Annotated in this window: 19 protein-coding genes; 7 read left to right on the forward strand and 12 right to left on the reverse strand. The window is 71.9% G+C overall.

Annotated features, from left to right (window positions below; all coding sequences use genetic code 11):
• Positions 1 to 120: 120 nt before the first annotated feature.
• From ACIBBD_RS29880 to ACIBBD_RS29895, 4 genes are all read right to left on the reverse strand, one after another.
• Positions 121 to 2,103, reverse strand: coding sequence for an ATP-dependent DNA helicase (locus ACIBBD_RS29880; RefSeq protein ID WP_399422673.1), 1,983 nt, complete (start codon positions 2,101 to 2,103; stop codon positions 121 to 123).
• Between the two features lie 432 nt (positions 2,104 to 2,535).
• Positions 2,536 to 3,153, reverse strand: coding sequence for a GNAT family N-acetyltransferase (locus tag ACIBBD_RS29885; protein ID WP_399422674.1), 618 nt, complete (start codon positions 3,151 to 3,153; stop codon positions 2,536 to 2,538).
• 102 nt (positions 3,154 to 3,255) lie between these two features.
• Positions 3,256 to 5,415 (reverse strand): IucA/IucC family protein, encoded by a 2,160-nt coding sequence (locus ACIBBD_RS29890; protein WP_399422675.1) that lies wholly within the window; start codon positions 5,413 to 5,415, stop codon positions 3,256 to 3,258.
• A gap of 263 nt (positions 5,416 to 5,678) precedes the next feature.
• Positions 5,679 to 7,295, reverse strand: a complete 1,617-nt coding sequence (locus tag ACIBBD_RS29895) for a diaminobutyrate--2-oxoglutarate transaminase family protein (RefSeq protein WP_399422730.1) — start codon at positions 7,293 to 7,295, stop codon at positions 5,679 to 5,681.
• 778 nt (positions 7,296 to 8,073) lie between these two features.
• On the opposite strand from ACIBBD_RS29895, the gene ACIBBD_RS29900 reads away from it, so the two are divergent.
• From ACIBBD_RS29900 to ACIBBD_RS29915, 4 genes are all read left to right on the forward strand, one after another.
• Positions 8,074 to 8,547, forward strand: coding sequence for a MarR family winged helix-turn-helix transcriptional regulator (locus tag ACIBBD_RS29900; RefSeq protein ID WP_399422676.1), 474 nt, complete (start codon positions 8,074 to 8,076; stop codon positions 8,545 to 8,547).
• Between the two features lie 170 nt (positions 8,548 to 8,717).
• A complete protein-coding gene (locus ACIBBD_RS29905) occupies positions 8,718 to 10,307 on the forward strand; it encodes an MFS transporter (protein WP_399422677.1) in 1,590 nt (529 codons plus the stop codon).
• A 367-nt stretch (positions 10,308 to 10,674) separates the two neighbouring features.
• Positions 10,675 to 11,898, forward strand: a complete 1,224-nt coding sequence (locus ACIBBD_RS29910; protein ID WP_399422678.1) for a trypsin-like serine peptidase — start codon at positions 10,675 to 10,677, stop codon at positions 11,896 to 11,898.
• 168 nt (positions 11,899 to 12,066) lie between these two features.
• The gene (locus tag ACIBBD_RS29915) at positions 12,067 to 13,269 is read left to right on the forward strand and encodes a trypsin-like serine peptidase (protein ID WP_399422679.1); all 1,203 of its coding nucleotides are present in this window, start codon (positions 12,067 to 12,069) and stop codon (positions 13,267 to 13,269) included.
• A gap of 73 nt (positions 13,270 to 13,342) precedes the next feature.
• On the opposite strand, the gene hflX is transcribed toward ACIBBD_RS29915, so the two are convergent.
• The 6 genes from hflX to miaA all read right to left on the reverse strand — a co-directional run bounded on the left by hflX (position 13,343) and on the right by miaA (position 21,724).
• Positions 13,343 to 14,836 carry a GTPase HflX gene (gene hflX, locus ACIBBD_RS29920; protein ID WP_399422680.1) on the reverse strand — a complete coding sequence of 498 codons (1,494 nt, stop codon included), beginning with the start codon at positions 14,834 to 14,836 and terminating at the stop codon, positions 13,343 to 13,345.
• Positions 14,837 to 14,984: 148 nt separating this feature from the next.
• Positions 14,985 to 16,484, reverse strand: coding sequence for a M1 family metallopeptidase (locus tag ACIBBD_RS29925; protein WP_399422681.1), 1,500 nt, complete (start codon positions 16,482 to 16,484; stop codon positions 14,985 to 14,987).
• A gap of 219 nt (positions 16,485 to 16,703) precedes the next feature.
• Positions 16,704 to 18,953, reverse strand: coding sequence for a RelA/SpoT family protein (locus tag ACIBBD_RS29930; RefSeq protein ID WP_399422682.1), 2,250 nt, complete (start codon positions 18,951 to 18,953; stop codon positions 16,704 to 16,706).
• A 300-nt stretch (positions 18,954 to 19,253) separates the two neighbouring features.
• Positions 19,254 to 20,123, reverse strand: coding sequence for a diaminopimelate epimerase (gene dapF / locus ACIBBD_RS29935; RefSeq protein WP_399422683.1), 870 nt, complete (start codon positions 20,121 to 20,123; stop codon positions 19,254 to 19,256).
• 44 nt (positions 20,124 to 20,167) lie between these two features.
• Positions 20,168 to 20,677: a hypothetical protein gene (locus tag ACIBBD_RS29940; RefSeq protein ID WP_399422731.1), complete on the reverse strand. Its 510-nt coding sequence runs from the start codon at positions 20,675 to 20,677 to the stop codon at positions 20,168 to 20,170.
• Positions 20,678 to 20,785: 108 nt separating this feature from the next.
• Positions 20,786 to 21,724: a tRNA (adenosine(37)-N6)-dimethylallyltransferase MiaA gene (gene miaA / locus ACIBBD_RS29945; RefSeq protein ID WP_399422684.1), complete on the reverse strand. Its 939-nt coding sequence runs from the start codon at positions 21,722 to 21,724 to the stop codon at positions 20,786 to 20,788.
• 182 nt (positions 21,725 to 21,906) lie between these two features.
• Between miaA and ACIBBD_RS29950 the strand changes: the two genes are divergently transcribed.
• Together ACIBBD_RS29950 and ACIBBD_RS29955 are read left to right on the forward strand one after the other, a co-directional pair.
• Positions 21,907 to 22,239, forward strand: coding sequence for a hypothetical protein (locus ACIBBD_RS29950; RefSeq protein ID WP_399422685.1), 333 nt, complete (start codon positions 21,907 to 21,909; stop codon positions 22,237 to 22,239).
• 24 nt (positions 22,240 to 22,263) lie between these two features.
• Positions 22,264 to 22,548 carry an antitoxin gene (locus tag ACIBBD_RS29955; RefSeq protein WP_399422686.1) on the forward strand — a complete coding sequence of 95 codons (285 nt, stop codon included), beginning with the start codon at positions 22,264 to 22,266 and terminating at the stop codon, positions 22,546 to 22,548.
• Between the two features lie 308 nt (positions 22,549 to 22,856).
• Here the strand turns inward: ACIBBD_RS29955 and ACIBBD_RS29960 are convergent, their stop codons facing one another.
• Positions 22,857 to 23,573 carry a class III extradiol dioxygenase subunit B-like domain-containing protein gene (locus ACIBBD_RS29960; RefSeq protein WP_399422687.1) on the reverse strand — a complete coding sequence of 239 codons (717 nt, stop codon included), beginning with the start codon at positions 23,571 to 23,573 and terminating at the stop codon, positions 22,857 to 22,859.
• Between ACIBBD_RS29960 and ACIBBD_RS29965 the strand changes: the two genes are divergently transcribed.
• Positions 23,572 to 23,718, forward strand: a complete 147-nt coding sequence (locus ACIBBD_RS29965) for a hypothetical protein (RefSeq protein ID WP_399422688.1) — start codon at positions 23,572 to 23,574, stop codon at positions 23,716 to 23,718. The genes ACIBBD_RS29960 and ACIBBD_RS29965 overlap by 2 nt on opposite strands.
• 29 nt (positions 23,719 to 23,747) lie before the next feature.
• Here ACIBBD_RS29965 and miaB read toward each other — a convergent pair whose 3' ends face one another.
• Complete coding sequence (gene miaB, locus ACIBBD_RS29970) at positions 23,748 to 25,277, reverse strand: tRNA (N6-isopentenyl adenosine(37)-C2)-methylthiotransferase MiaB (protein WP_399422689.1); 1,530 nt, start codon at positions 25,275 to 25,277, stop codon at positions 23,748 to 23,750.
• Between the last annotated feature and the right edge of the window lie 66 nt (positions 25,278 to 25,343).

A 25,343-nucleotide genomic window follows, 5' to 3' on the forward strand; every position in this document is an offset into this window, starting at 1 on the left:
CCGGGGCCTGTTTCGTGTTCCTCGCCCCCCCGCCCCCGCCCCCCCCCCCCCCCCGGGGGGCCCCCCCCGCCCCCCCCCGGGGGGGGGGGCCCCCCCCCCCCCCCCCCCCCCCCCCACCCCTCACTGTGCTTCCGCTTCCGCCTTCTTGGCCGCCGCGTCGATCGCAGCCAGTGACTTGCGGACCTGGTTACGGTCCGTCGTGTACCAGAAGTCGGGCATGGACGCCTTCAGGTAGCTGCCGTACCGGGCGGTCGCCAGCCGCTGGTCCAGTACGGCGACCACGCCGCGGTCGCCCGACGCGCGCACGAGCCGGCCCGCGCCCTGGGCCATCAGCAGCGCGGCATGCGTGGCGGCGACAGCCATGAAGCCGTTGCCGCCGGCGTCCTCCACCGCCTTCTGGCGGGCACTCATCAGTGGATCGTCCGGGCGCGGGAACGGGATCTTGTCCATGACCACCAGCTGGCAGCTGGGCCCGGGAACATCCACGCCCTGCCAGAGCGACAGCGTGCCGAAGAGGCAGGTCATGGGGTCCGCCGCGAAGTTCTTGATCAGCTCGCCGAGCGTCTCCTCGCCCTGCAGCAGAATGGGGAACTCGGGGATCCGCGTGCGCAGCTCCTCGGCGGCGAGCTGAGCGGCCCGCATGGACGAGAAGAGGCCGAGGGTGCGCCCGCCGGCCGCCTGGATCAGTTCGGTCAGCTCGTCCAGCATGTCCGCGCGGTCGCCGTCCCGCGCGGGGCGCGCCAGATGCTTGGCGACGTACAGAATGCCCTGTTTCGGGTAGTCGAAGGGCGAGCCGACGTCGATGCCCTTCCACTGCGGGACGTCCTCACCCTGCGTGCCCTCCGGGGCGAGGCCGAGCGAGGCACCCACGCCGTTGAAGTCCCCGCCCAGTTTCAGGGTCGCCGAGGCGAGGATCACGGAACGGTCCGCGAAGAGCTTCTCCCGCAGCAGGCCGGACACGGACAGGGGGGCGACGCGCAGGGAGGCGCCGAAGCGGTCGTGGCGCTCGTACCAGACGACGTCGTACTCGGAGCCGTTGACGATCCGCTCCGCCACGTCGTGCACCGTCTCCACGGAGGCGAGCGCCTGCTTGCGGATCGCGTCCTCGTCCTGGACGGACTTGTCGCGGGTCGCGCCGATCGCGGAGATGACGGTGCGTGCGGCGTCGCGCAGCGCCATGAGGGCGTAACCGAGGTCCTCCGGGATCTCCTCCAGACGGCCCGGGAGCGCCAGCTCCATCAGCCGCTCGAACCCCTCGGCGGCGGTCTGGAGCTGGTCGGCGGCCTTCTCGTTGACCAGCTTCGCCGCCCGGCGCACCGCGCGGTTCACCTGGCCCGGGGTGAGCTCGCCGGTGGCCACTCCGGTGACTCGCGACACCAGCTCGTGCGCCTCGTCGACGATCAGCACCTCGTGCTGCGGCAGGACCGGGGCACCTTCGATGGCGTCGATGGCCAGCAGCGCGTGATTGGTGACGACGACCTCGGACAGCTTGGCGCGCTCACGGGCCATCTCCGCGAAGCACTCGGCTCCGTACGCGCACTTCGAGGCGCCCAGACACTCCCGCGAGGAGACCGACACCTGACCCCAGGCGCGGTCGGAGACGCCGGGCGTCAGGTCGTCGCGGTCTCCGCTCTCGGTCTCGTCCGCCCAGTCGCGCAGCCGCAGCAGGTCCTGACCGAGCTTGCTGGTGGGAGCGGCGGCCTCGAACTGGTCGAAGAGTCCCTCCTCCTCGTCCTGCGGCATGCCTTCGTGCAGACGATGCAGGCACACATAGTTCGACCGGCCTTTGAGCATCGCGAACTCCGGTCGGCGGCGCAGCAGCGGATGCAACGCGTCGACCGTGCGCGGCAGATCCCGCTCGACGAGCTGACGTTGCAGCGCCAGCGTGGCGGTCGCCACGACGACCTTCTCCCCGTGCGCGAGCGCGGGCACGAGGTACCCCAGCGACTTACCGGTGCCGGTGCCGGCCTGGACCAGCAGATGGGAGCCGTCGTCGATCGCCTCGGCGACGGCTTCGGCCATGGTCACCTGGCCAGGGCGCTCCGTACCGCCGACGGCGGCGACGGCGGCATGCAGGAGTTCGGGAAGTGAGGGCTTCGTCATAGCGCGACCACCCTACGGCGCGGGACTGACAAACGTGTGGTCATGCAGGTGGTCAGGGGTGAGGACGGAGACGGTCAAGGTCGGGAGCTTCTCGCATCGGTGGTTGGGGAGGGGGCGGGAGCAGCGGTATCGGTGGATGGAGCGAGACACTCGGCGGGGCACTCCGGCGGGTGAGGTGAGCGGGGCGACGGAAGCGAGGAAGTCCGGCGGATGAGGTGAGTGGGGCGACCGGAGCTAGACAATCCGGCGGGTGAGGTGAGTGGGCCGACAGGACCGAGGAGTCCGGCGGATGAGGTGAGCGGGTCGGCTGGGCAATGGGCCGTGAGGCCGAGCGAGCAGCTCGCGAGAAAAAGTGGTCGGCTTTCCGGGCTCCCGGGAACTGGTTCGCGACCCGCGGCGTTCAACTTGTAACGGCACGACTGCGGAGGGTCACTACAGCAGAGGCGGTTGTCGGTCTCGGACCATGAGGGCTGCTCGCTTGGCGGGCAGGTCGACCTCGGCGGAGAACCGGAAGCCGGCTCTGAGGAAGGCGGCCAGGGAGGGGGTGTTTCGAAGGTCCGGTTCCGCGATGACGCGCGCACAGGCGGGTCTCATGTCGAGTACGAGGCCGGCGACGGCTCTGAGCAGGATGCCGCCGAGTCCTCGCCCGCGGTCGGCGTCACCGCCGATGAGGAGGTGGATGCCGGTGTCGTGCGGTAGGGCCGGATAGTGGTCGGCCAGCGGGTCGAGGTCGGCCCGGTAGATCTCCCAGTAGCTCATCGGGGTGCCCTCCAGCGCGCCGAGACACGGAACGCTGCGTCCGTCACCGTCGATTTGGCGGCGCAGGTGTTCCTCGACCACGCCGACGGGGCCCGCCAGGTCCCAGAACGCGGCGACAGCGGGGTCGTTCATCCACCTGCCGATGAGGTGGAGGTCCCTCTCGATCCGCACGGGGACGAAACGGAAGGTGCCGGCCGGAGTGACAGCCGGCCCCCAGTCGCCGACGTGGTCCAGCGGGTCGGCGGCGGGCGGACGCAGGTCCAGCCTGTCCTCGGTGTCGGTGGGAGGCACAGTGTGGCTCCTCTCTGAAGGCGGGAGGGGACGAGGGCCTCAGGGGCCGAAGGGAATGGGTGAGTGGTGAGTAGGCGAGTGGGTGACAGGAAGGCGAGCGGTTCAGGAATGCAGGGGGTTGGCGATGGTGACGTACACGGACTGGGTGTCGACCGGACCGACGAGTTCGTCGAGGCCGTGCAACCGGGTCAGCAGATTGGCCTTGCAGCGCAGGACGGGTGAGTCGAGCAGACGGGCGGGCAGTGAACTGCGCAACCGAGCGGGGCCGCGGGCGGCTTCGGTGAGGAAGCGTCGGAAGGCCGCGAGCAGCACGTGTTCGTCGGCGAGCCGCTGGTAGCCGAACGCGCCGATGAGTCCGAGCACGTTGTTGATGCCGAGGTAGTAGGCGAAGCGCTCGTCGGTGACCTCGTCGGAGACGAAGGTGTCGCTGTGTTCGCCGATTCCGGGCAGTCGCGCGTCGAGTTCCGCGCGGCGGGACGCACGGAAGTAGTAGCCCTGGTTGTCTCGGTGGCGTCCGCCGGCGGGCCAGCCGTCGGGGTCCAGCAGGAGGAGCGTGTTCTGCTGGTGTGCTTCGAGGGCGATGCCTGCCTCACCGTCCAGCCACAGCACCGGGCGGACGACCTTCTCCAGGTAGCGCAGGAACCACTCGGTGGCCACGGTCCCGCGCGGGCGGCCTGTCCTGCGAGCGAGGTGCGTGACGAGCTCGGCGAGCCGGGACGGCAGGCAGGGAGCCCGGTCCTGGGCGGCCAGTGGCACCTCGGATGTGGGATCGCCGGGTTCGGCGTTCCGCTGTTCGCTTCGTGGAAAGCCTCGCTGCATGTCTCCCCGGACGTCTCGCTCGGTGTTCCGTCGGACGGACGGCCGAGGAGCGACGAGGGCGGCGATGCAGGAGACGTCGTCGGACGGGGTGAACGGGTTGTGCCGGATCACCACGTCGAGGCCCGTCACCGGCACTCCGTCCGGTCCGTCGACCGCGAGCCAGGCCGGGTCGCGGACGATGTCGAAGCCCGGATGGGCTGCCTGCCACTGCTGGAGCAGGCCGGTGCGGAGCAGGCGGTGCACCTCGACACCGCGGTGGAGTTCCTTGCGGAGGTTCTCGCGGCGGGAGTTGGTGATGCGCAGTCCCAGCGACAGTTTGAGCATCGCCGGGGCGCCGGAGCGGTAGACGGTTCGGACGGAGGAGGTGGGATGCCACGGGAGTCCGTGGGCGCCGAGGTCTCGGAGCAGTCCTGCGTCGAGCAGGGCGGCGACCTCGGGACGGTGGCGGGCCTCGTCCCACTGCCAGGGGTGCAGGGGCAGGGCGGCGTGGCCGTCCGGGAGCGGCAGCCCGGGGTCGGCGAGTCGGGCCGTCAGCCCGTCCGCGGGGACGGGGCGGCCACGCTCGGTCCAGGCGGAGTCGGCGGCGAGTACGGAGGGGGCGACGGCCAGCCAGTGCAAGGGGAAGGAGCCGTGCAGCTCAGGTGAGTAGAGCGCTGCTTCGGCGTCGGAGAGACCCTCGCGACTCTTGGGGGTCGGGTGGAAGGGATGCCCGAGCAGCAGTGCCTGTTCGGCGGAGAGGAACAGATCGGGTTCGTCGGCCGGGTGTTCCCGGCGGGCGCCGATGAAGGCCGCGGTACGGCGGACGGAGTCGGCGACGCGAGCGACGAGATCGATGCCGTCTCCGCATGTGGAGGGGTGGGCGGGGGTGCCGGCGAGGCGGGGTGCCGGGTCTGAGGAGGCGGTGCCCCCCTGGTCGACGAGCACCTCCAGCCCTTCGCCGACGCGCTCCTGGGTGGTGACCGCGGTCGTGCCGTGCGCCCGGAGCGTCTCTCGGGCCAGCAGGGCCGCGACCGTGGTCGCGTCCGCGGGCGGGGAGTGTTCCGGAGCGTCTGCCAGGCGCGGGAGGCCAAGGCGGTGGCAGCCCGTCGGTGACCAGTAGTGGACGGGGGTGAGCAGGGAGGTTCCGGTGGCGGGCAGCGGAATGCGCAGCGTGCCGTCCCCGGAGGTGGACAGGCCGGTCTCGCGCACCCAGCAGCGCAGCAGGTTCTCCACTGCCGCGGACTGGGCCGCCGCGAGCGCGGCAGCGTGATCGACGAGATCGGTGACGGCGTGGTGTGGCGGTCGGTGATGCGGCGGTTCGGCGTGCGGGGTGTCTCCCCGGTGGCGGGGTGCCGGGAGCGGTGGAGCGGAAACCGATGACGGGACGGAGGAGGTCGACGCCGATGCGGGGCAAGTGGCGGTTGCCCGGAGGGCGGATCCGGCAGGCTGGCGGGACGTGTTCAAGGTCGTTCCTCGTCGGGTGGGATCGGCTGGGTCGGCGACGAAGCGGGGTGCTACGGGGGTGGCTTCGCCGGTCGGTGGACGGAGGGCTCCCCATCGAGAGGTGGGTGTTCGGCAGCGGTGGCCCGGGGCGACCTGCTCCGCGGGACGGAACGGCCCCCGAGTGGCCCGTGCGCCGGCTCGCTCGCGGAGCACGGAAGCGTTGTCGCACACCGGCGGCCGCTGGTTTTGGGGGACGTAGGAGGAATGTGGGGCGATCGCCCGGGTTACCTCGTGCCGTCGGCAGAGGTCGGGGGCGGCGCGGGTGGGCCGGTCGGCTGTCGTGGTGGGCTCGACCGGCCCTGGCCGGCCCGGCCCGTGCGGCCGGCGTGGGCGCGGGCCACCGCTTCCAGCGCGTCCGCCAGCCGGTCCAGGACGGCGGCCGCCTGCTCGTCGGTGATCGTCAGGGGCGGCAGCAGACGCACGACGCTTGCGTGGCGTCCGCCGAGTTCGACGATCAGGCCCCGGTGCAGGCACTCCCGCTGCACCGCGAGGGCCAGGTCCGGGGCGGCGGGGCGAGGACCACGGGCGGCTTCCCTCGGGATGGTCATCCCCAGGGCCGGCGGGTCGAGCCCCGGCGAGGCAGCCGCAGGCGGTCCCCCCATCCGGGCAGGGTCCGCCGCGACCGCGGTCAGGGACCCGGACCCGAGCCCGGGTGCGTCCCCTCGCCCGGCACGGTCTTCCCACCCGCCCTCACTCACGCCGGCCCATCCCGGCGCGCTGCCGCCGTATTCGCCCTCGGGGTCCACCATCTCGATTCCGATCATCAGTCCCCGCCCCCGCACATCCCCCATGCACGGGATGCCCCGGGCCAGCCGCCGGAGTCGGTCCAGCAGGTGGGCGCCGAGGGTGGCCGCGCGGTCGGCGAGATTGTTGGCGCGGACGTAGGCGAGCGTGGCCGTGCCGGCGGCCATGGCGAGTTGGTTGCCGCGGAAGGTGCCCGCATGGGCGCCGGGTTCCCAGACGTCGAGGTCGTCGCGGTAGACGATGACGGCCAGGGGCAGGCTGCCGCCGATCGCCTTGGAGAGGACCATGACATCGGGGGTGACCCCGCTGTGCTCCACCGCCCAGAAGGCACCGGTCCGGCCGACACCCGTCTGGACCTCGTCGACGATGAGCGGGACGCACCGGTCGGCCGTGATCTGCCGCATGCGCCGCATCCAGGTGTCCGGTGCGGGAATCACACCGCCCTCGCCCTGGACGGGTTCGAGGATCATCCCGGCCGGCGGGCGTACACCGGACTTGGGGTCGTCGAGGACGGACTCGGTCCAGCGGGCGGCGAGTTCGGCACCCCTTTCGCCGCCGACGCCGAACGGGCAGCGGTAGTCCTGCGGGTAGGGCAGGCGCGTCACCCGTACGTCGAAGGCACCACCGGAGGCTTCGAGGGATCCGGCGGTCATGCCGTGATAGGCGCCGGTGAACGCCAGGACACCCGTACGGCCGGTGGCGGCCCGGACCAGCTTGAGCGCGGCCTCCACCGCGTCCGTGCCGGCCGGTCCGCAGAACTGCACGCGTGCGTGGCCGGCGAGCCCGGGGGGCAGGGTGCGGAACAGTTCGGTGATGAAGGCGTCCTTGACGGGGGTCGCGAGGTCGAGGACGTGCAGGGGCGCGCCGGAGTCGAGGACCTTGCGGATGGCTTCCAGCACGACGGGGTGGTTGTGGCCCAGTGCCAGGGTGCCGGCGCCCGAGAGACAGTCGAGGTAACGGCGGCCGTCGGCGCCCTCGATGGTCAGCCCGCGTGCCCTCACGGGCACGATCGGCAGGGCGCGCGCGTAGGTACGGGCCGCCGACTCGCGCGCCGACTGCCGCCGCAGAATGCCCTCGTGCGCCGGCCGCCCGCCCAGCGGGCCGCCACCGGCGCAGGCGCCCTCGCCTCCGTCGCCCCGCGCGTCGGAAACCCCGGCACGGGCCGCCGCCGTAGCAGCGTCCCCACCACCGGAGCGTCCCGAGGACGCTTCTCCAGGTACAGGCTCGGTCACGGCCACGGCTCCCTGTCCTCCCGCTGTCCACAGGCGAGTTGGTGCGTCGCGGAACGCCAGGGCCGACGTCGTGTCCGTCGACCGCGAGGAAGTCGACCGCGAGGAAAACGGCTTCCCCGCACCCTCGGTGGATTCCCGCACGGAGGGCCGCAAGCAGGCGGCAGGCTCCACGGCTACCAACCCCGGATGGTCCACCGGGTTACGGGTTACCCCGAATTCCCTTGCCGCGACGCACTGAGACAGCTGCCACCTCGGCCGGGTCGACGTCCACTCCGCGGGCTCGGGCTGACATCCATCGGCGACCGCCTCTCCCCCGTCGCCGCGTACCGTGGCCGGCGTCTCGTGTGGCACAGGGACCGCCCTGCCGAGTCGGCGGCGCCGGCACCGCCCCCGCGCTTATCCCCCCACGAGGCCGACCCCTCGACCCGACCGCCCCCCCCTCGACCCGGCCAACCTCGTCGGCCTGCATTTCACCGGCCCCTCGGCGCCCCCGCCCCCGCTCCCGGCGTCACCGGTCGGCCACGGGCACAGCGCTCCAGTGCGATCGGTCCGACAGGAGGCCACGCATCCGTCGGGGCCTGACCGACCGGCGGGACACTTAGGTATGTTGACATAGGTATGTCTTTTTACCTATGCTGCTGACATGCCCCAGCACAGCGCGTCCGCACAGGACATCGACCATGTGGCCGCGGGCCTCGTGGCGTGCCTGCCCGCGCTGGCCCGGGCCCTTGAGCGGCAGATCGACCGGGACTACCCGCACCCCAAGCCCTCCGAGGCCCAGCTCGCGCTGCTGCGGCACGTCGAGGCCAACGACGGCGTCACCGTGCGCGCCGCGGCCGAGGCCCTGCTGATGAAGCCGAACAACGTCAGCGCGCTGGTCACCCAGCTGACCGAACAGGGGCTGGTGGAGCGTCGGCAGGACGCCGCCGACAAGCGGATCGCGCATCTGCACCTCACGGCGACCGCCCGGCAGCGACTCGCCGAGGTAGCGCAGCTGATGGGCGCCCACATCGCGCACGCGCTGCGCGCCATGACCGACGGCGAACGGGGCGCCCTCGGCTCCGCTCTGGGCGCGCTCGAGGTGCTTCACCGGCACCTCCACCACTCCGCCCGCTGATCACGCGCACCGGGTCCCCCCTGTGGACCCGGCAGGCGTGCTGCGGGCCGGCTCCCTTCGCGCTCCGGTCACCCATGCGCCGGTCGCCCGGTCTCGTCATTCCCCCTTTCCCGCGGTCGGGCCGAGTTCCGTCCGCGCCTCCCCATGCCATACGAAGGACAGGCACAGTCATGCCCTCCGCCACCATGAGCTCCCCCTCACCGCTCGAAGCCCCGTCCGAGGACCCGCCCTGCGGTATGCGGGCCAACCCGTGGCTGACGCTCGTCGCCGTCGCCTTCGGCCTCTTCATGGTCGGTCTCGACGGTTCGGTCGTGTCGATCGCCAACCCCGAGATAGGCCGCGACCTGAACGCGTCCACCGCCGACCTGCAGTGGGTGACCAACTCCTACCTGCTGGCGCTCGCCGCGGCGCTGATCCTCGGCGGCAAGCTGGGTGACCGTTTCGGGCGCCGTACGTTCTACCTGGTCGGCGTCGTCGGCTTCACCGTCGCGTCCGTCGCCATCGGACTCTCCGGGTCCATCACGGGCGTCATCGTCTTCCGCGCGTTCCAGGGCTTCTTCGGCGCCCTGCTGATGCCCAACACCCTCGGCATGCTGCGGGCCGTCTTCCCGCCGAAGAAGTTCGGCATGGCGCTCGGCATCTGGGCCATGGTGTCCTCGGTCTCCACCGCCCTCGGCCCCATCGTCGGCGGTCTGCTCGTGGAGAACGTCAACTGGGAGTCCGTCTTCTACATCAACGCTCCCATCGGCGTCATCGCGCTCGTCTTCAGCGCCGTCGTCCTTCCGCAGAGCAGGAACACGGCCGCCGCGCAGGAGAAGTTCGACATCGCGGGAGTCGTCCTGCTGGCCCTCGGTCTGCTCGCCGTCGTGTTCGGTGTGGTCAAGGGTGAGACGTGGGGCTGGACTTCGGGCGGCACCCTGGGCGCGATCGCGGCGGGCGTGCTGGTCCTGGGGGTCTTCGGCTGGTACGAGACGCGCGTGGCCGCGCCGTTGCTGCCCATGCGCCTGTTCCGCAGTCCCGCGCTGACCATCGGCACGGTCATCACCGCGCTGAACTTCTTCGTCCTCCTCGGCGTGATCTTCTTCGTCATGCTCTACCTGCAGAACGTGCGCGGCTTCACCCCCGTGGAAGCGGGTGTGCGCACGCTGCCGCTGAGCCTGGCCTCGGTCGTGGCCTCCCCGCTCGGCGCCGCGCTCACGGACCGGTTCGGGCCGCGGCTCACCATGCCGCTCGGCATGGTGCTGCAGGCGATCGCCTGCTTCGCCATGCTCGGCTGGAGCGCGGACTCCTCCTACGCCGCGATGTGGTTGCCGTTCATCGCGCTCGGCCTGGGCGTGGGCATGGTCATGGCCTCCTCCTCCGATGCCATCGTCGGCAACGCGCCGGTCAGGGACGGCGGCGTGGCGGGCGGACTGCAGGCGACCGCACTGCAGGTCGGCGGCGCGCTCGGCACCTCCGTGCTGGTGTCGCTCATCAGCAGCCGGGTCGGTTCCACGCTCACCGGCGAGCTGACCTCCGCCGGGGTGCCCGTGCCCGCGGCACAGGGCCTGCACGAGGCGAAGGACGCCGTGGCCATGGGCGTCGCCCCGGTCACCGGTGACATGCCCGCCCAGCTCAGGACCGCCGTCCTCGAGGGAAGCCACCAGGCCTTCATGAACGGCGTGCACACCGCGGTGCAGGTCGCCGGCGTGCTGTGCGTCATCGGCGCCGTGGTGGCCGTGGCCGGCGTGCGGCGCGCCGGTGAGGCGGCCCGTCACTGAGGCGGAGGGGCCGGTGGGCCCGGCCGTGCCGCGTGGGTGCCCCGGAGTGAGGGGCACTTCTCGGGCTCGGCCGGGCCCTTGGCCTGCGCCCCCGGACACGCGCGTAGGAGAGAGGCCGGGGCTGCCGACCCGACGGGATCGGACGCGACAAGGCGCCGAACCCGGTCGACCCCGGGACGTTCCAGGTCAGACGGCTTGTAGCCGAACCGTTGCCGTTCCGTCGGGAGTCCCCCGTCGCGAACGCATATCGTGTGATGCCGTTCCACCAGGCCGTGAGACCCGTGTGAACCGGGCCTGAGATCACCATGAGTTCCGCGGCGGGGAACAGCACCGCACCAAGTTCGTTGACAGCAGGGGGAGTCAGACCATGCGATCCATACGGCCGTCGTTCACCACTCGCCGGGGGAGGAACGCCCGCCGCAGGACTTCCCCCGTACTGGGCGCCGTTGCCCTCGTCTCGGCGCTCGCCCTCACCGCGACCGCCTGCGACTCGGGTGACACCAACACGGAGGGCCGGGCCACCGCGTCCGCCCCGGCGGACGGCGACGGGAAGATCACGATCCCGGACGACATCAAGGACCGGCTCAAGGAACACGGGATCGACCTCGACACGTGGCGGAACGGCGCCTGGAAGAACTGGGACAGGGACGACTGGCTGCGTGAGGCGCAGGACTACATCAACCCCATCATCGAGGGCCTGTGGGACCCGGACCGGATGCGCGAGGCCGAGGACCCGGACCGGGGCGTCGACGACAGCGACCTCTCCGACGACCAGGGCGTGACCGACCCGACGCCGGCGGCGGTGGACGCGACGGCCGTGTCGCCCACGTACCACGCCAACGCTCCCGAGGCGGGCAAGGTGTTCTTCGACTCCCCCGAGGGCACGATGGTCTGCTCGGCGACGGTCGTGCAGGACCCGGCCCACCCCGGCAAGTCCAACCTGGTGTGGACGGCGGGCCACTGCGTGCACGCCGGCAAGAAGGGCGGCTGGTACCGCAACATCGCGTTCGTGCCGTCGTACAACGACGAGGGCAAGTCGGCCGCGGAGTTGCAGACCGCCACCAGGGAGGAGGCGGCGCCGTATGGGGTTTGGTGGGGCGACTGGGCGCAGACCTCGGACCAGTGGATCGAGCAGGGCGGGCCGACCGGCGGTGACGGGGCCGCGTACGACTTCGCCGTCATCCATGTGACGCCCGAGGAGGGTGGCTCCGGCAAGTCGCTGGAGGAGACGGTCGGTTCGGCGCTGCCGGTGGACTTCGCGGCGCCGGCCGTCACCAAGGTGCCGAGCATCACCGCCACGGGGTACCCGGCCGCGGAGCCGTACGACGGGCAGAAGCTGTACCAGTGCCAGGACAAGCCGGGCCGGCTGTCGCTCAACGCCTCGGACCCGACGATGTACCGCATCGGCTGCACCATGACCAGTGGTTCGTCCGGCGGGGGCTGGGTGGCGACGGGCTCGGACGGCAAGCCGGCGCTGGTGTCCAACACCTCGATCGGCCCGGTGGACGCGGGCTGGCTCGCGGGGCCGCGGCTCGGTGAGGCGGCCAAGGGCGTGTACGACTCGGTGAGCGAGAAGTTCGCCGGGCAGTGATCGACGGCGGTGGGGTGTCTGACGGGACCTTTCACCACCTCACCGCCGTTCGTCCCGGATTCCCCGGGCATAGTGGGGTGCTGCCTCCGATGGTCTCGGTCCGGAGGCACCACCGCCTGACAAGAACATGACATACAGCGTTTCAACGGGGGACAGGGACATCGCACCATGCGCTCCACACGCACGCCCGTCGCACATCGGCGCGGCCGACGGCGCACCCTTGTGGCCACCGGGCTCACCGCGGCCCTGGCACTGACCGGGACCGCCTGCGGCGGCTCGGCCGACACCCGGGCCGACGCCTCGGCCACCGCGTCCCAGTCCGCCGACACCGGCGACGGCAAGGTCCGCGTCCCCTCCGGCATCGCCGACAAGCTGAGGAAGCAGGGCATCGACGTCGACGACTGGGCGAACGGCGGCTGGAAGGACTGGGACAAGGACAAGTGGCTCAGTGAGGCCAAGGACTTCGTCAACCCGGTGATCGAAGGCCTGTGGAAGCCGGAGCGGATGCGTTCCGCCAAGGAGGCGAACAAGACGGTCACGACGAAGGACACCGCCGCCGACCAGGGCGTCAGCGACCCGGAGCCCGCGCCCGTCGACGCGGCGGCCGAGAAGACGCCGTACCACGAGAACGCGGCCCCGGTCGGCAAGGTCTTCTTCGACACCCCCGCCGGCACGGCGGTCTGCTCGGGCACCGTCGTCTCGGACGTGAACCACCCGGGCAGGTCGAACCTCGTCTGGACGGCCGGCCACTGTGTCCACGCCGGTGGCGAGGGCGGCTGGTACCGCAACATCGTCTTCGTCCCGGCCTACAACGACCTCGGCAAGAGCGAGGCGCAGCTGGGCAAGGCGACGGCCTCGGAGATCGCCCCCTACGGCAACTGGTGGGCCGACTGGGCGTCGACGTCGAACCAGTGGATCCGGGGCGGCTCGGACACGGGCGGCGCGGGTGCCGCGTACGACTACGCCGTGCTGCACGTGACGCCGGAGTCCGGCTCCAAGTCGCTGGAGGAGACCCTCGGCGGAGCGCTGGACGTCGACTTCTCCGCGCCGCCCGCGACGGAGGTCGACGCGATGGGCGCCTGGGGCTACCCGGCGGCGGCGCCGTACAACGGGCTGAAGATGTTCAAGTGCGTCGACCGGCCCGGGCGGCTGTCGCTGAGCCCGGCGCTGCCGACGATGTACCGCATCGGCTGCACCATGACCGGCGGTTCGTCCGGCGGCGGCTGGTTCCGGATGGTGGACGGCAAGACCGAACTGGTCTCCAACACCTCGATCGGCCCGACCGACAACACCTGGCTGGCGGGCCCGCAGCTCGGCCAGGAGGCCCAGGCGCTGTACGAGAACATGAGCGAGACCCACGGCGGTCAGTGAGACTCGAACACACCGAAGGCCCGCCCCCGCGCCGAGTTGGGGGCGGGGCCTTCGCACTCCGTAGGGGGAGGTGTCAGCCGAGCTGCGCCGGGACGTACGGCGCGAGGTCCGCTGCCAGCTCCTCGTGCACCCGCGCCTTCAGCAGCGTGCCCTCCGCCGTGTGCTCCGCGGAGATCACCTCGCCCTCGGTGTGGGCACGGGCGACCAGCCTGCCGTGCGTGTACGGCACGAGCGCCTCGATCTCGACCGAGGGCCGCGGCAGCTCGTCGTCGATGAGCGTGAGCAGCTCGTCGATGCCCTTGCCGGTGCGGGCCGAGACCGCGATGGAGCGCTTCTCGATCCGCATGAGCCGCTGCAGCGTCAGCGGGTCGGCCGCGTCCGCCTTGTTGATCACGACGATCTCGGGCACGTCGGTGGCGCCGACGTCCCGGATCACCTCGCGCACGGCGGCCAGCTGCTCCTCCGGGTTCGGGTGCGAGCCGTCCACCACGTGCAGGATCAGGTCGGACTCGCCGACCTCCTCCATGGTGGAGCGGAACGCCTCGACCAGGTGGTGCGGCAGGTGCCGGACGAATCCGACGGTGTCCGCCAGCGTGTACAGGCGGCCGCTCGGGGTCTCGGCCCGGCGCACGGTCGGGTCCAGGGTCGCGAACAGGGCGTTCTCGACCAGGACGCCCGCGCCCGTGAGGCGGTTGAGCAGCGAGGACTTGCCGGCGTTGGTGTAGCCCGCGATGGCCACGGACGGCACCTTGTGGCGCTTGCGCTCCTGGCGCTTGACCTCGCGGCCGGTCTTCATCTCCGCGATCTCCCGGCGCATCTTCGCCATCTTCTCGCGGATCCGACGCCGGTCCGTCTCGATCTTGGTCTCACCGGGACCACGGGTGGCGAGGCCGCCGCCCTTGCCGCCGCCCATCTGACGGGACAGCGACTGACCCCAGCCTCGCAGCCTCGGCAGCATGTACTGCATCTGCGCGAGCGCGACCTGCGCCTTGCCCTCTCGGGACTTGGCGTGCTGGGCGAAGATGTCGAGGATCAGGGCCGTACGGTCGATGACCTTGACCTTGACGACGTCCTCGAGGTGAATCAGCTGGCCCGGGCTGAGCTCACCGTCGCAGATGACGGTGTCCGCGCCGGTCTCCAGCACGATGTCGCGCAGCTCGTCGGCCTTGCCGGAGCCGATGTAGGTGGCCGCGTCGGGCTTGTCACGGCGCTGGATCACGCCGTCGAGCACGAGAGCGCCCGCGGTCTCCGCGAGGGCGGCGAGCTCCGCGAGGGAGTTCTCCGCGTCCTGTACGGTCCCCGAGGTCCAGACGCCGACGAGCACGACCCGCTCCAGGCGGAGCTGACGGTACTCGACCTCGGTGACGTCCTCGAGCTCGGTGGAGAGGCCCGCGACGCGGCGCAGGGCCGCGCGCTCGGAGCGGTCGAACTGGTCGCCGTCCCGCTCTCCGTCGATCTCGAGGCTCCAGGCGACGTCCTCTTCCATCAGGGCATCGGCCCGAAGACCCTCGGGGTAGGCGTGCGCGAGGCGCTTGGTGTCCTGGGAAGGGGAAGAAGAGGAGGTCATTGGGTCCTTACGTCGTTGGGGATGCCTGTTCGGCGGTCATACTGCACAACGCACGAGTACCCCGGGAGATTCCCGTTGTCCCGTACCACGCCGACCTCACGATGGTCGCACGGCACGGCCCGTCTCGTCACCGCCTTATTTCGCGGCCTTATTTCGCGGCCTTGCCGGTCCGCGCGGGCGCCGTCGGCTTCCAGTCCGGGTGTCCGGGCATCGGCGGGGTCTTCTCGTCGTACAGCCAGCTCTTGAAGAAGGCCCCGAGGTCACGTCCGGAGATCCGCTCGGCGAGGCGCCGGAAGTCGGCGGTGCTCGCCGTGGAGTCCCGGTGGTCGCGCACCCAGGCACGCTCCAGCTGCTCGAACGCCCGGGTGCCGATCACCTGGCGCAGGGCGTACAGCACCAGGGCGGCGCCGTCGTAGACGTTCGGACGGAAGATGCCGATCTTCTGGCCGGGCGTGGGCGGCTTGGGGGCCGCGGGCGGACCGCCGGCCGCGCGCCAGTGGTCGGAGGCGCCGTACGCCGCCTTCATGCGTGCCTCCAGGGTGCGGCCCGCCTTCTCCTCCGCGTAGAGGGCCTCGTACCAGGTGGCGTGTCCTTCGTTGAGCCACAGGTCGGACCAGGTGCGCGGGCTGACGCTGTTGCCGAACCACTGGTGCGCCAGCTCGTGCACCATGATCGACTCGACGTACCACCTGGGGTAGTCCTGCTCGGTGAACAGATCTCGCTCGAACAGGGAGAGGGTCTGCGTCTCGAGCTCGAAGCCGGTCGTGGCGTCGGCCATGAGCAGGCCGTACGTCTCGAAGGGGTAGGGACCGACCCTGTTCTCCATCCAGGTGATCTGGTCGGGAGTCTTCTTCAGCCACGGTTCCAGGAGATCGCGGTCCTTGGTGGGCACGACGTCCCGTACGGGCAGTCCGCGCGGGCCCTCGCGGTGCAGGACGGTGGAGCGGCCGATGGACACCTGGGCGAGCTCGGTGGCCATGGGGTGCCGCGTCCGGTACGTCCACGTGGTCGTGCGGCCGGCCCGGTCGACGCCGACGGGGAGGCCGTTGGCGACGGCCGTGTAGCCGTCGGGTGCGGTGACCCTGATCGTGAAGCTCGCCTTGTCGGAGGGGTGGTCGTTGCAGGGGAAGACCAGGTGGGCGGCGTCGGCCTGGTTGGCCATCGCCAGGCCGTCCGCGGTGCGCACCCAGCCCCCGTCCCGGCCCTCGCTGCTCACCGGGTCGCTGGTGTGGCGCACGGTGACGCGCATCCAGTCACCCTTCGGCAGCGGCTCCTCGGGCGTGATCACCAGGTCCTCGCCGGCGCTGGCGAAGGCGGCGGGCTCGCCGTCGACCTCGACGGACTCGACCTTGCCGTGGGTGAAGTCGAGGTTGATCCGGTCCAGAGCGGTGGTGGTCCAGCCGTCGATGGTGGTGACCGCCTGGAGCGGCTTGCTGTTGCTGCCGGAATAGGTGAAGGCCAGGTCGTACGAGGCCACGTCGTACCCGGGGTTGCCCAGATACGGGAAGAGGCGGTCGCCGACACCGAGCGGGGTCGCCGGGGCGCTCGCGGCGACGAGACAGACGGAGACGGCCGAGGCGAGCAGGGTGGCCTTCAGGCGACGGGAGCGGGCGGTGCGGGCGCGGGACGTCAGGGGGGTGAGGAGCATGCACCACCGCTACCAGCGCCCGCCCGCCCCTCGACGGCGACGCGCGACCGGCCCACCCGAACGGACCTGCCCCCACGCGCGTGCTGGGTGACGTACCCCTCCGGAGCAGTCCCGGGGCCGACCGCCGGGAGCGCACGCCCCCGCATCCGGCGCACCCCGCGCACGACCGGCTCGCGTCCCTGGAGACTCGGTCGACACCCGCCCTCGGGCCGGGCTCCCTCAGGAGGCCGGCGCGTGGTGCTGTGCCCGGCTCACGTCGTACACGCCGGGCACGTTCCGCATGGCGCGCATCAGGGTGGGGAGGTGGGCCGCGTCCGGGAGTTGGAGGGTGTACGTGTGGCGTACGCGTTGCTGGCTCGGGGGTTCGACGGTCGCGGAGACGATCTCCGCGCCTTCCAGGGCGATCGCCTCGGTGAGGTCGGCGAGCAGGTGGGGGCGGCCGAACGATTCGGCGACCAGGGTGACCCGGCACCCGGTGGTGTCCCCCCAGCCCACGTCGACCCGCGCGCGCCCCGCGTCCGTCATACGGGCCACGGCGGCGCACTCCACGCGGTGCACGGTCACCACTCCCCCGCGCACGGCGAAACCGGTCACCTCGTCGGAGGGCACGGGCGTGCAGCACCCGGCGAGCCGGACGGTGGCTCCGGGACGGTCCGCCACGGTGATCGCGGCGTCCGGGCGGGGAGCGGGCTCCTCGGCCGCGGGGCGGGCGGCGACGCCCTCACGGGTTTCCCCTCCCTCGACCTCGTCAGCAGGCGCGATCCTCCCGACCTCTCGGGCCGCACCCGCCCCCCGCATCTCCCCGCCGGCGCCGACGGCTTCATCGCCGGAGTCCGCGGCCGGTCCGTCCGTCCCCGGATGCGTCGCCAGCCACCGCTGGATGGCGATGCGGGCGGCCGGCGTGTGGGCGTGCTCCAGCCACTCCCGTGAGGGTTCGGAAGCCGGGTCCTGGCCCATGAGGAGCTGGACGGTGTCGCCGTCCCGCAGAACGGTGCTCAGGGTCGCCAGGCGGCCGTTGACGCGGGCGCCGATGCAGGCGTGGGCGTCCTCGCCGTACTGCGCGTACGCGGCGTCCACGCACGTGGCGCCCTCGGGCAGGCCCAGGGTGCCGCCGTCGGGGCGAAAGACGGTGATCTCGCGGTCCTGGGCGAGGTCCTCGCGCAGGGTGGACCAGAAGGTGTCGGGGTCGGGAGCGGCCTCCTGCCAGTCGAGGAGGCGGGAGAGCCAGCCGGGCCGGGTGGGGTCGACGCGCTCCCCCTCGACGCGCGCTCCGTCGCCCGCTCCGCCCTCGCCGCCCTGCTCCTCGGCAGGAGGAGCGTAGGGATTGCCGAGCGCGACGACGCCGGCCTCGGCGACCTTGTGCATCTGGTGGGTGCGGATGAGGACTTCGGCGACCTGTCCGTCCTCACGGGCGACGGCGGTGTGCAGCGACTGGTACAGGTTGAACTTGGGGACGGCGATGAAGTCCTTGAACTCCGAGACGACGGGGGTCATACAGGTGTGCAGTTCGCCGAGGACCGCGTAACAGTCGGCGTCCTCGTTGACGAGGACGAGCAGGCGGCCGAAGTCGCAGCCGCGCAGCCGACCGCGTTTGCGCGAGACCCTGTGCACGGAGACGAAGTGCCGTGGCCGGATGAGGACGTCCGCCGGGATGTCGGCGTCGCGCAGGACGGCGCGCATCGCGTCGGCGAACTCGGCCAGCGGGTCGTCCGCGCGGGAGGCGTTGTCGACGATCAACTGGCGCGTGTGCTCGTACTCCTCGGGGTGCAGGATCGCGAAGACGAGGTCTTCCAGCTCGGTCTTGAGCGCCTGGACACCGAGGCGCTCGGCGAGCGGGATGAGGACGTCGCGGGTCACCTTGGCGATGCGCTCCTGCTTCTCGGGACGCATCACACCGAGGGTGCGCATGTTGTGCAGCCGGTCGGCGAGTTTGATCGACATCACGCGGACGTCGTTGCCGGTGGCGACGAGCATCTTGCGGAAGGTCTCGGGCTCGGCCGCGGCGCCGTAGTCGACCTTCTCCAGCTTGGTGACGCCGTCGACGAGGTAGCGCACCTCCTCGCCGAACTCTTCGCCGACCTGGGCGAGCGTCACGTCGGTGTCCTCGACGGTGTCGTGGAGCAGAGAGGCCGTCAGGGTCGTGGTCTCGGCGCCGAGTTCGGCGAGGATGAGGGTCACCGCGAGGGGGTGCGTGATGTACGGCTCGCCGCTCTTGCGCATCTGGCCGCGGTGCGAGGACTCGGCGAGCACATAGGCGCGGCGCAGCGGTTCCAGGTCGGCGTCGGGATGGTGGGCGCGGTGCGCGTCGACCACGTGACCGATCGCGTCGGGCAGTCGGCCGCGGGAGGTGGGGCCGAGCAACGCGGCCCGGCCCAGGCGACGCAGGTCGATCCGGGGGCGGCTGCGCCTGCGGGAAGCGGCAGGCACTACCGGGCCTGGGGTCGCGGGATTCGTGGCCTCCGCACTCATGGGCACCTCCGGCTGCGTGGACCGGCGGACGGAGTGCCCCAGGGCGGACACGGCTCAGGGGGCTGGCATCGATCCCCCGTCCGGGCCGGTGCTTGATGCTACCGAGCCCATCACGCCCGACTGACCGCCTCTCCCCGAGCGTGAAACGGATCACCCATTCGAGCGATGGCGCGGAGGTTTACGGTTTTGCGCCGCCTGACCTGGAGTGGGTCGTGGTTTCGAACTCGCGGGTTCGCCCCCGGCAGCACTCCCGCGCCTCACCGGGCCGCGTCGACCTCTGATGCCAAGTCACCACGCCCGTCAACGGACGGCGGTTTCCAGCCACTCCGGATGGATCGTGCCTTCGGCGACGATCACCGCGGGTCCGGTCATCTCGATCTCGCCGTCGGGTCGTTCGGTGATCACGAGGCGACCGCCGGGAACGTCCACGGTGTACGTGGCCGGCGTCCCGGTGACGGCCGGGTCGGCGCCGTCCCGGCGGGCGGCCGCCACGGCGACGGCGCACGCGCCCGTGCCGCACGAACGGGTCTCGCCGGAACCGCGCTCGTGGACGCGGAGCGCGACGTGCCGCGGGCCGCGGTCGACGACGAACTCGACGTTGACCCCGTCCGGGTAGGCGGAGGCGGGGCTGAAGGGCGGCGGGGAGAACAGGTCGCCCGCGTGCGCGAGGTCGTCGACGAAGGCGACGGCGTGCGGGTTGCCCATGTTCACGTTCCGCGCGGGCCAGCTGCGCTCGCCGACGCTCACGGTGACGTCCCCTTCGGGGAGGCGTGCCCTGCCCATGCCGACGGTGATGTCGCCGTCCTTGGCGAGGTGCACGGTCTTCACGCCACCGCGCGTGGCGACCGCGAGGTCGCCTTCGGTGACGAGTCCGGCGTGCTGGAGGTAGCGCGCGAAGACGCGGACGCCGTTGCCGCACATCTCGGCGACGGAGCCGTCGCCGTTGCGGTAGTCCATGAACCACTCCGCCTCGGCCGCCATGTCCTTCGCCTCGGGGTGGGCGGCGGAGCGCACGACGTGCAGCAGCCCGTCACCGCCGATGCCCGCGCGGCGGTCGCACAGGGCGGCGACGGCGGCCGGGGGAAGGTCGATGGCGTTCTCGGGGTCGGGGACGATCACGAAGTCGTTCTCGGTGCCGTGACCCTTGAGGAAGGCGATCCGCGTGCTCATTCCTCGATCGTACGGGGTGGCTGCACCGCCCCGGCGTCGGCGGCCTAGCGGAGCCGGGCGACCCGCCACACCGCCAGGACCACGACCGCGGCGACCATCACGACGTACGTGAGGACGACCCGCCAGTCGGGGCGGCGGCCGGAGCCGCGCTGGGGCAGGCCGGGCCACGTGTGACCGACGCGGCGTGCGGCCATCATCCCCCAGCCCGCCGCGCAGGAGCAGATCAGCAGCCCCAGCATGGCGATCACGGCTCCGCTGTCGCCGAAGTCGAAGGCGAGGGGGAACGCGAACATCAGGGAGCCGGTCGCGGCCAGACCGACGATGGGGGCGAGCTGCCAGATCCGCAGTCGGCGCTGGGGGCGCAGCTCGACCTCGACCTCGGGGCCGCCCGCGAACATCTCCTCGGGTTCGGGCCCGTCGGCGGTCACGCCGTCCTGGGTGTCGTCGGCGTCCGGCCCGTCGGGGCTCAGACGGCTTTCCTCCGGCTCCGGTTCACCCCGCTCGGTGGTGAGGTGCTCGGTGCCTTGTGCGGTGTCGCGAGGGCCGGCCTCCATCGCCACGCGCCCTCCCAACTCGGACTCCACTTGGTCGATCGAAGCTCGATGATGGCACGGTGCCGAAGGCCCGGACGGCGGCCGGAGCGTCCCGATGCCATGACGTGATCAGGCTGTAACCGGTCGTTCGACCAACGCCAACGCGAGCTGTGGAAGTTCTGTGAGATCCGCCGCAGCCCCACTCAACCAGTGCACCCGCGGGTCGCGCCTGAACCACGAATCCTGACGGCGCGCGAAGCGCTTGGTGGCACGGACGGTCTCCGCCCGCGCCTCGTCCTGCGTGCACTCACCCGCCAGGGCGGCCAGGACCTGCTGGTAGCCGAGCGCGCGCGAGGCCGTACGCCCCTCGCGCAGGCCTTGCGCCTCCAGCGCGCGCACCTCGTCGACGAGGCCCGCGTCCCACATCCGGTCGACGCGGCGGGCGATGCGCTCGTCGAGTTCGGGACGCGCCACGTCGACGCCGATCTGGACGGTGTCGTAGACCGAGTCATGGCCGGGCAGGTTGGCCGTGAAGGGCTTGCCGGTGATCTCGATCACCTCGAGGGCGCGGACGATACGGCGGCCGTTGCTGGGCAGGATCGCCTGCGCCGCCTCCGGGTCGGCGGCGGCCAGACGGGCGTGCAGCGCGCCGGGGCCGCGCAGGGTGAGCTCCTCCTCCAGGCGGGCGCGGACCTCGGGGTCGGTGCCGGGGAACTCCAGGTTGTCGACGGCGCCGCGGACGTACAGTCCGGAGCCGCCGACCAGGATCGGCCAGCGGCCCTCGGCGAGCAGCGCGTCGATCCGGGCGCGGGCCAGTCTCTGGTACTCGGCGACGGAGGCGGTCTCGGTGACGTCCCAAATGTCCAGAAGGTGGTGCGGGACACCGGCGCGCTCCTCCCGCGTCAGCTTGGCGGTGCCGATGTCCATCCCTCGGTAGAGCTGCATGGAGTCGGCGTTGACGACCTCGCCGCCGAGTTGCCGGGCCAGGAAGACGCCCAGATCGGACTTTCCGGCCGCGGTCGGACCGACGACGGCGATGACGCGGGGGGTGGGGGCTGTGCTGCTCACGGCCCCAGTCTCGCAAACCTCCGACCCCGCCCTCGAACGAGTTACGTGACGAGGCCCGTCCGGCGTCGTTGCCCGTTGCGAGTTCCCGTCGCCCGTTCGCGGGGGCGGCGCACTCCGGTGACGCAATCGGACGCACCGGGCAACGCGGGATTTCGCCCGCACGAGTACCGTATGGAGTGGATATGGGCGTTTTGGCGCGGCTTTTCCGGAGGTCGAAGGCCACGGAGGAGACGGCCGCGGAGGCGGCGAGTACGGAGGAGACGGCCACGGAGGAGACGAACGCTCGGGAGGCGGGGACAGGCGCCGAGGCACCGGCCGGTACGGCGGTGGAGGGCGCCGAGGCGGAGCGGGCCGCCGGGGACACGCCGGTGCGGGAGCCCGCCGAGGCCGGTGACGCCCCGAAGAGGGCGACCGGGATCGATGCGGCCGCCGCCACCGACGGCGTCGAGATCCCCCGGCAGCAGTCCGCCGAGGAGGCCGTCGACAGCGACGCCGGCGAGAGCGCCCGCTCGTAACGGACCCGCCAGGGAAGGTGACCCATGGGTCTTTTGAACAATCTGAAGTCCAGGCTCGCCCCGGCCAAGGGCAAAGTCTCGGACCTCGCTCAGCGGCACGAGGACAAGATCCAGCACGGGATCGACAAGGCCGCCAAGGTCGTCGACGAGAGGACCAAGGGCAAGTACAGCGACAGGATCCACACGGGCACCGGCAAGGCGAAGGGCGCCATGGACCGGCTCGCGCACAAGGACGGGCCGGGGGCGGGCGGCGACACGTTCACCCCGCCGAGCACGCCCCCGCCGAGCACGCCCCCGCCGAGCTCCTGACCAGCAGTCCACAGCAGCACATCGATCGGCGGACGGCCGCGCAGCGGGAACGCGCGCGGCCGTCCGCCGTTCCACGACGGATGCGGCGCCGCCGCGGGTTCACCGGCGGGCCCCCTGCCACCGATCGTGTTTCGGGGACCCCGTCGCGGCTGCCGCTCCCGCCAGGATCGCGTCGCCGGTGTCGCCGCTGCCGATGCGGGAACCCCGTCGCCGCTGCCCGGCCCGCAGAGACCCCGTCGCCGCTGCCCTCTCCCGCCACGCCTCCCCACGCCTCCGGTGGACGACGGGGACGGGTCATCCGGCGCCTTCTAGGACCAGGCGGCGACCATGTAGCCGACCCCGTACGGCGCGTCCTCGTACAGGAGGGTGCCCGTCAGCCCGGTGTTCTCGGCCGCGCCCGCGAGCACCTGCCAGGGCGCGCGGCCCGCGGCCTTCAGCTCGCGCGCCAGCTCGACGTCGAGCGCCTCGAGGGCCGCGACGTCCGCGCTGCCGAGGGCCCGCGCGACCTCCGCGTCGAAGGGCGCGGCGCGCTCGTCGAGGTAGCCCGGCCCCTTGAGCGAGCGGCGCGCGCTGGCGTCGCCCATCACCAGCAGCGCGATCCGTCCGGGCCGTCCGCCGATGTCCCTGCCGAGTTCGACGCACCGCCCGGCCGGGAGCGGTTCCGCCACGCCGAGTCCCTCGACCGGGGTGCCGGACCAGCCGGCCCGCTCGAGGAGCCAGGCGCCGACGGCGAGGGAGGGGGGCAGTTCCCGTCCGGACGCCGGTTCCCCGCCGCCCCGGCCGAGGCGTACGGCGGCATCGACCCCGAAGCCGCGGAAGGAGCCCCGCGCGCCCTCCGGGTACGTCCCCCGCCCGGACTCGTCGGCGGGCCCGAGGACCAGGAGCCGGTCCGGACGGGCCGCGGCGAGCACGCCCAGCGCTTCGGAGCAGGCGGCACGCGCGGCGTCCAGCTCGGGCGCGGAGCCCGCGGCGACCTCGGGCACGAGCAGGGGCGGGCAGGGGCAGACTGCGGCGGCGACAAGCATGATCGGCAGCGTAACCCCCGCGCGCGGTCAGTCCTCGGTCAGCACGTCCGGCAGATGGATCACCGCCAGGACCAGCACCACCAGCACGAACCAGCACCACCAGCACGACCAGCACGACCAGCACGACCAGCGTGCCAGTCGCTGATCACGTACTCGACGAAGAGGGTCTCCGGGTCAGTCGCAACCGCAGCCGCTGCCGGTGGCCACCGGGAGCGGTGCCGGAACGCCGATCTTGGGCAGGCCGAGCATGACGCCGACCGCCTTGGCCTCCTTCTCGGCGTTGCGCTTCTCCCAGGCGTCCCCCGCGCGCGTGCGGCGCACGTCGAGGACGGCGCCCTCGGCGAGGAGGTGGTGCGGGGCGGCGTACGTGATCTCGACGGTCACCACGTCGCCGGGGCGCACCTCCTGCTCCGGCTTGGTGAAGTGGACCAGGCGGTTGTCGGGGGCGCGGCCGGAGAGGCGGTGGGTGGCGCCGTCCTTGCGCCCCTCGCCCTCCGCGACCATCAGCTCCAGGGTGCGGCCGACCTGCTTCTTGTTCTCCTCCCAGGAGATCTCCTCCTGAAGGGCGACGAGACGCTCGTAGCGCGCCTGGACGACCTCCTTGGGAATCTGGTTCTCCATGGTCGCGGCCGGGGTGCCGGGCCGCTTGGAGTACTGGAAGGTGAAGGCCTGCGCGAAGCGGGCCTCGCGGACGACGTGCAGCGTCTGCTCGAAGTCCTCCTCGGTCTCGCCGGGGAAGCCCACGATGATGTCGGTGCTGATCGCCGCGTGCGGGATGGCGGCCCGGACCTTCTCGATGATCCCGAGGTAGCGCTCCTGTCGGTAGGAGCGGCGCATCGCCTTCAGCACCGTGTCCGAGCCGGACTGGAGCGGCATGTGCAGCTGCGGCATCACGTTCGGCGTCTCGGCCATGGCCGCGATCACGTCGTCGGTGAAGTCGCGCGGGTGCGGGGAGGTGAAGCGGACCCGCTCCAGGCCCTCGATCTTTCCGCAGGCGCGCAGCAGCTTGCTGAAGGCCTCGCGGTCGCCGATGTCGGAGCCGTACGCGTTGACGTTCTGGCCGAGCAGGGTGATCTCGGAGACGCCCTCGGCGACCAGGGCCTCGACCTCGGCGAGGATGTCGCCGGGACGGCGGTCCTTCTCCTTGCCGCGCAGCGCCGGGACGATGCAGAAGGTGCAGGTGTTGTTGCAGCCGACGGAGATGGAGACCCAGGCGGCGTACGCGCTCTCGCGACGCGTCGGCAGGGTGGACGGGAAGGCCTCGAGCGACTCGGCGATCTCGACCTGCGCCTCCTCCTGCACGCGGGCCCGTTCCAGCAGCACCGGCAGTTTGCCGATGTTGTGCGTGCCGAAGACGACGTCCACCCAGGGCGCCTTCTTCACGATGGTGTCGCGGTCCTTCTGGGCGAGGCAGCCGCCGACCGCGATCTGCATGCCCGGCCGGCTCGCCTTCTTCGGCGCCAGCCGGCCGAGGTTGCCGTACAGCCGGTTGTCCGCGTTCTCCCGGACCGCGCAGGTGTTGAAGACGACGACGTCGGCGTCGCCGTCCGACCCCTCGGGGGCGCGCACGTAACCGGCCTCTTCGAGCAGCCCGGACAAGCGCTCGGAATCGTGGACGTTCATCTGGCACCCGTAGGTGCGGATTTCGTAGCTCTTAGGTCCTTCAACGCCCACTGCGAGACTCCGGTCGCTGCTGCTGGTCATTCCTCAAGGGTAGGTGGTCCGGTGAGGTGGCTGTCGTCGACGTCGGTGAGCGGGGCGGGCGGGCGC

The sequence above is a fragment of the Streptomyces sp. NPDC051315 genome (assembly GCF_044455165.1).
GTDB lineage: Bacteria > Actinomycetota > Actinomycetes > Streptomycetales > Streptomycetaceae > Streptomyces.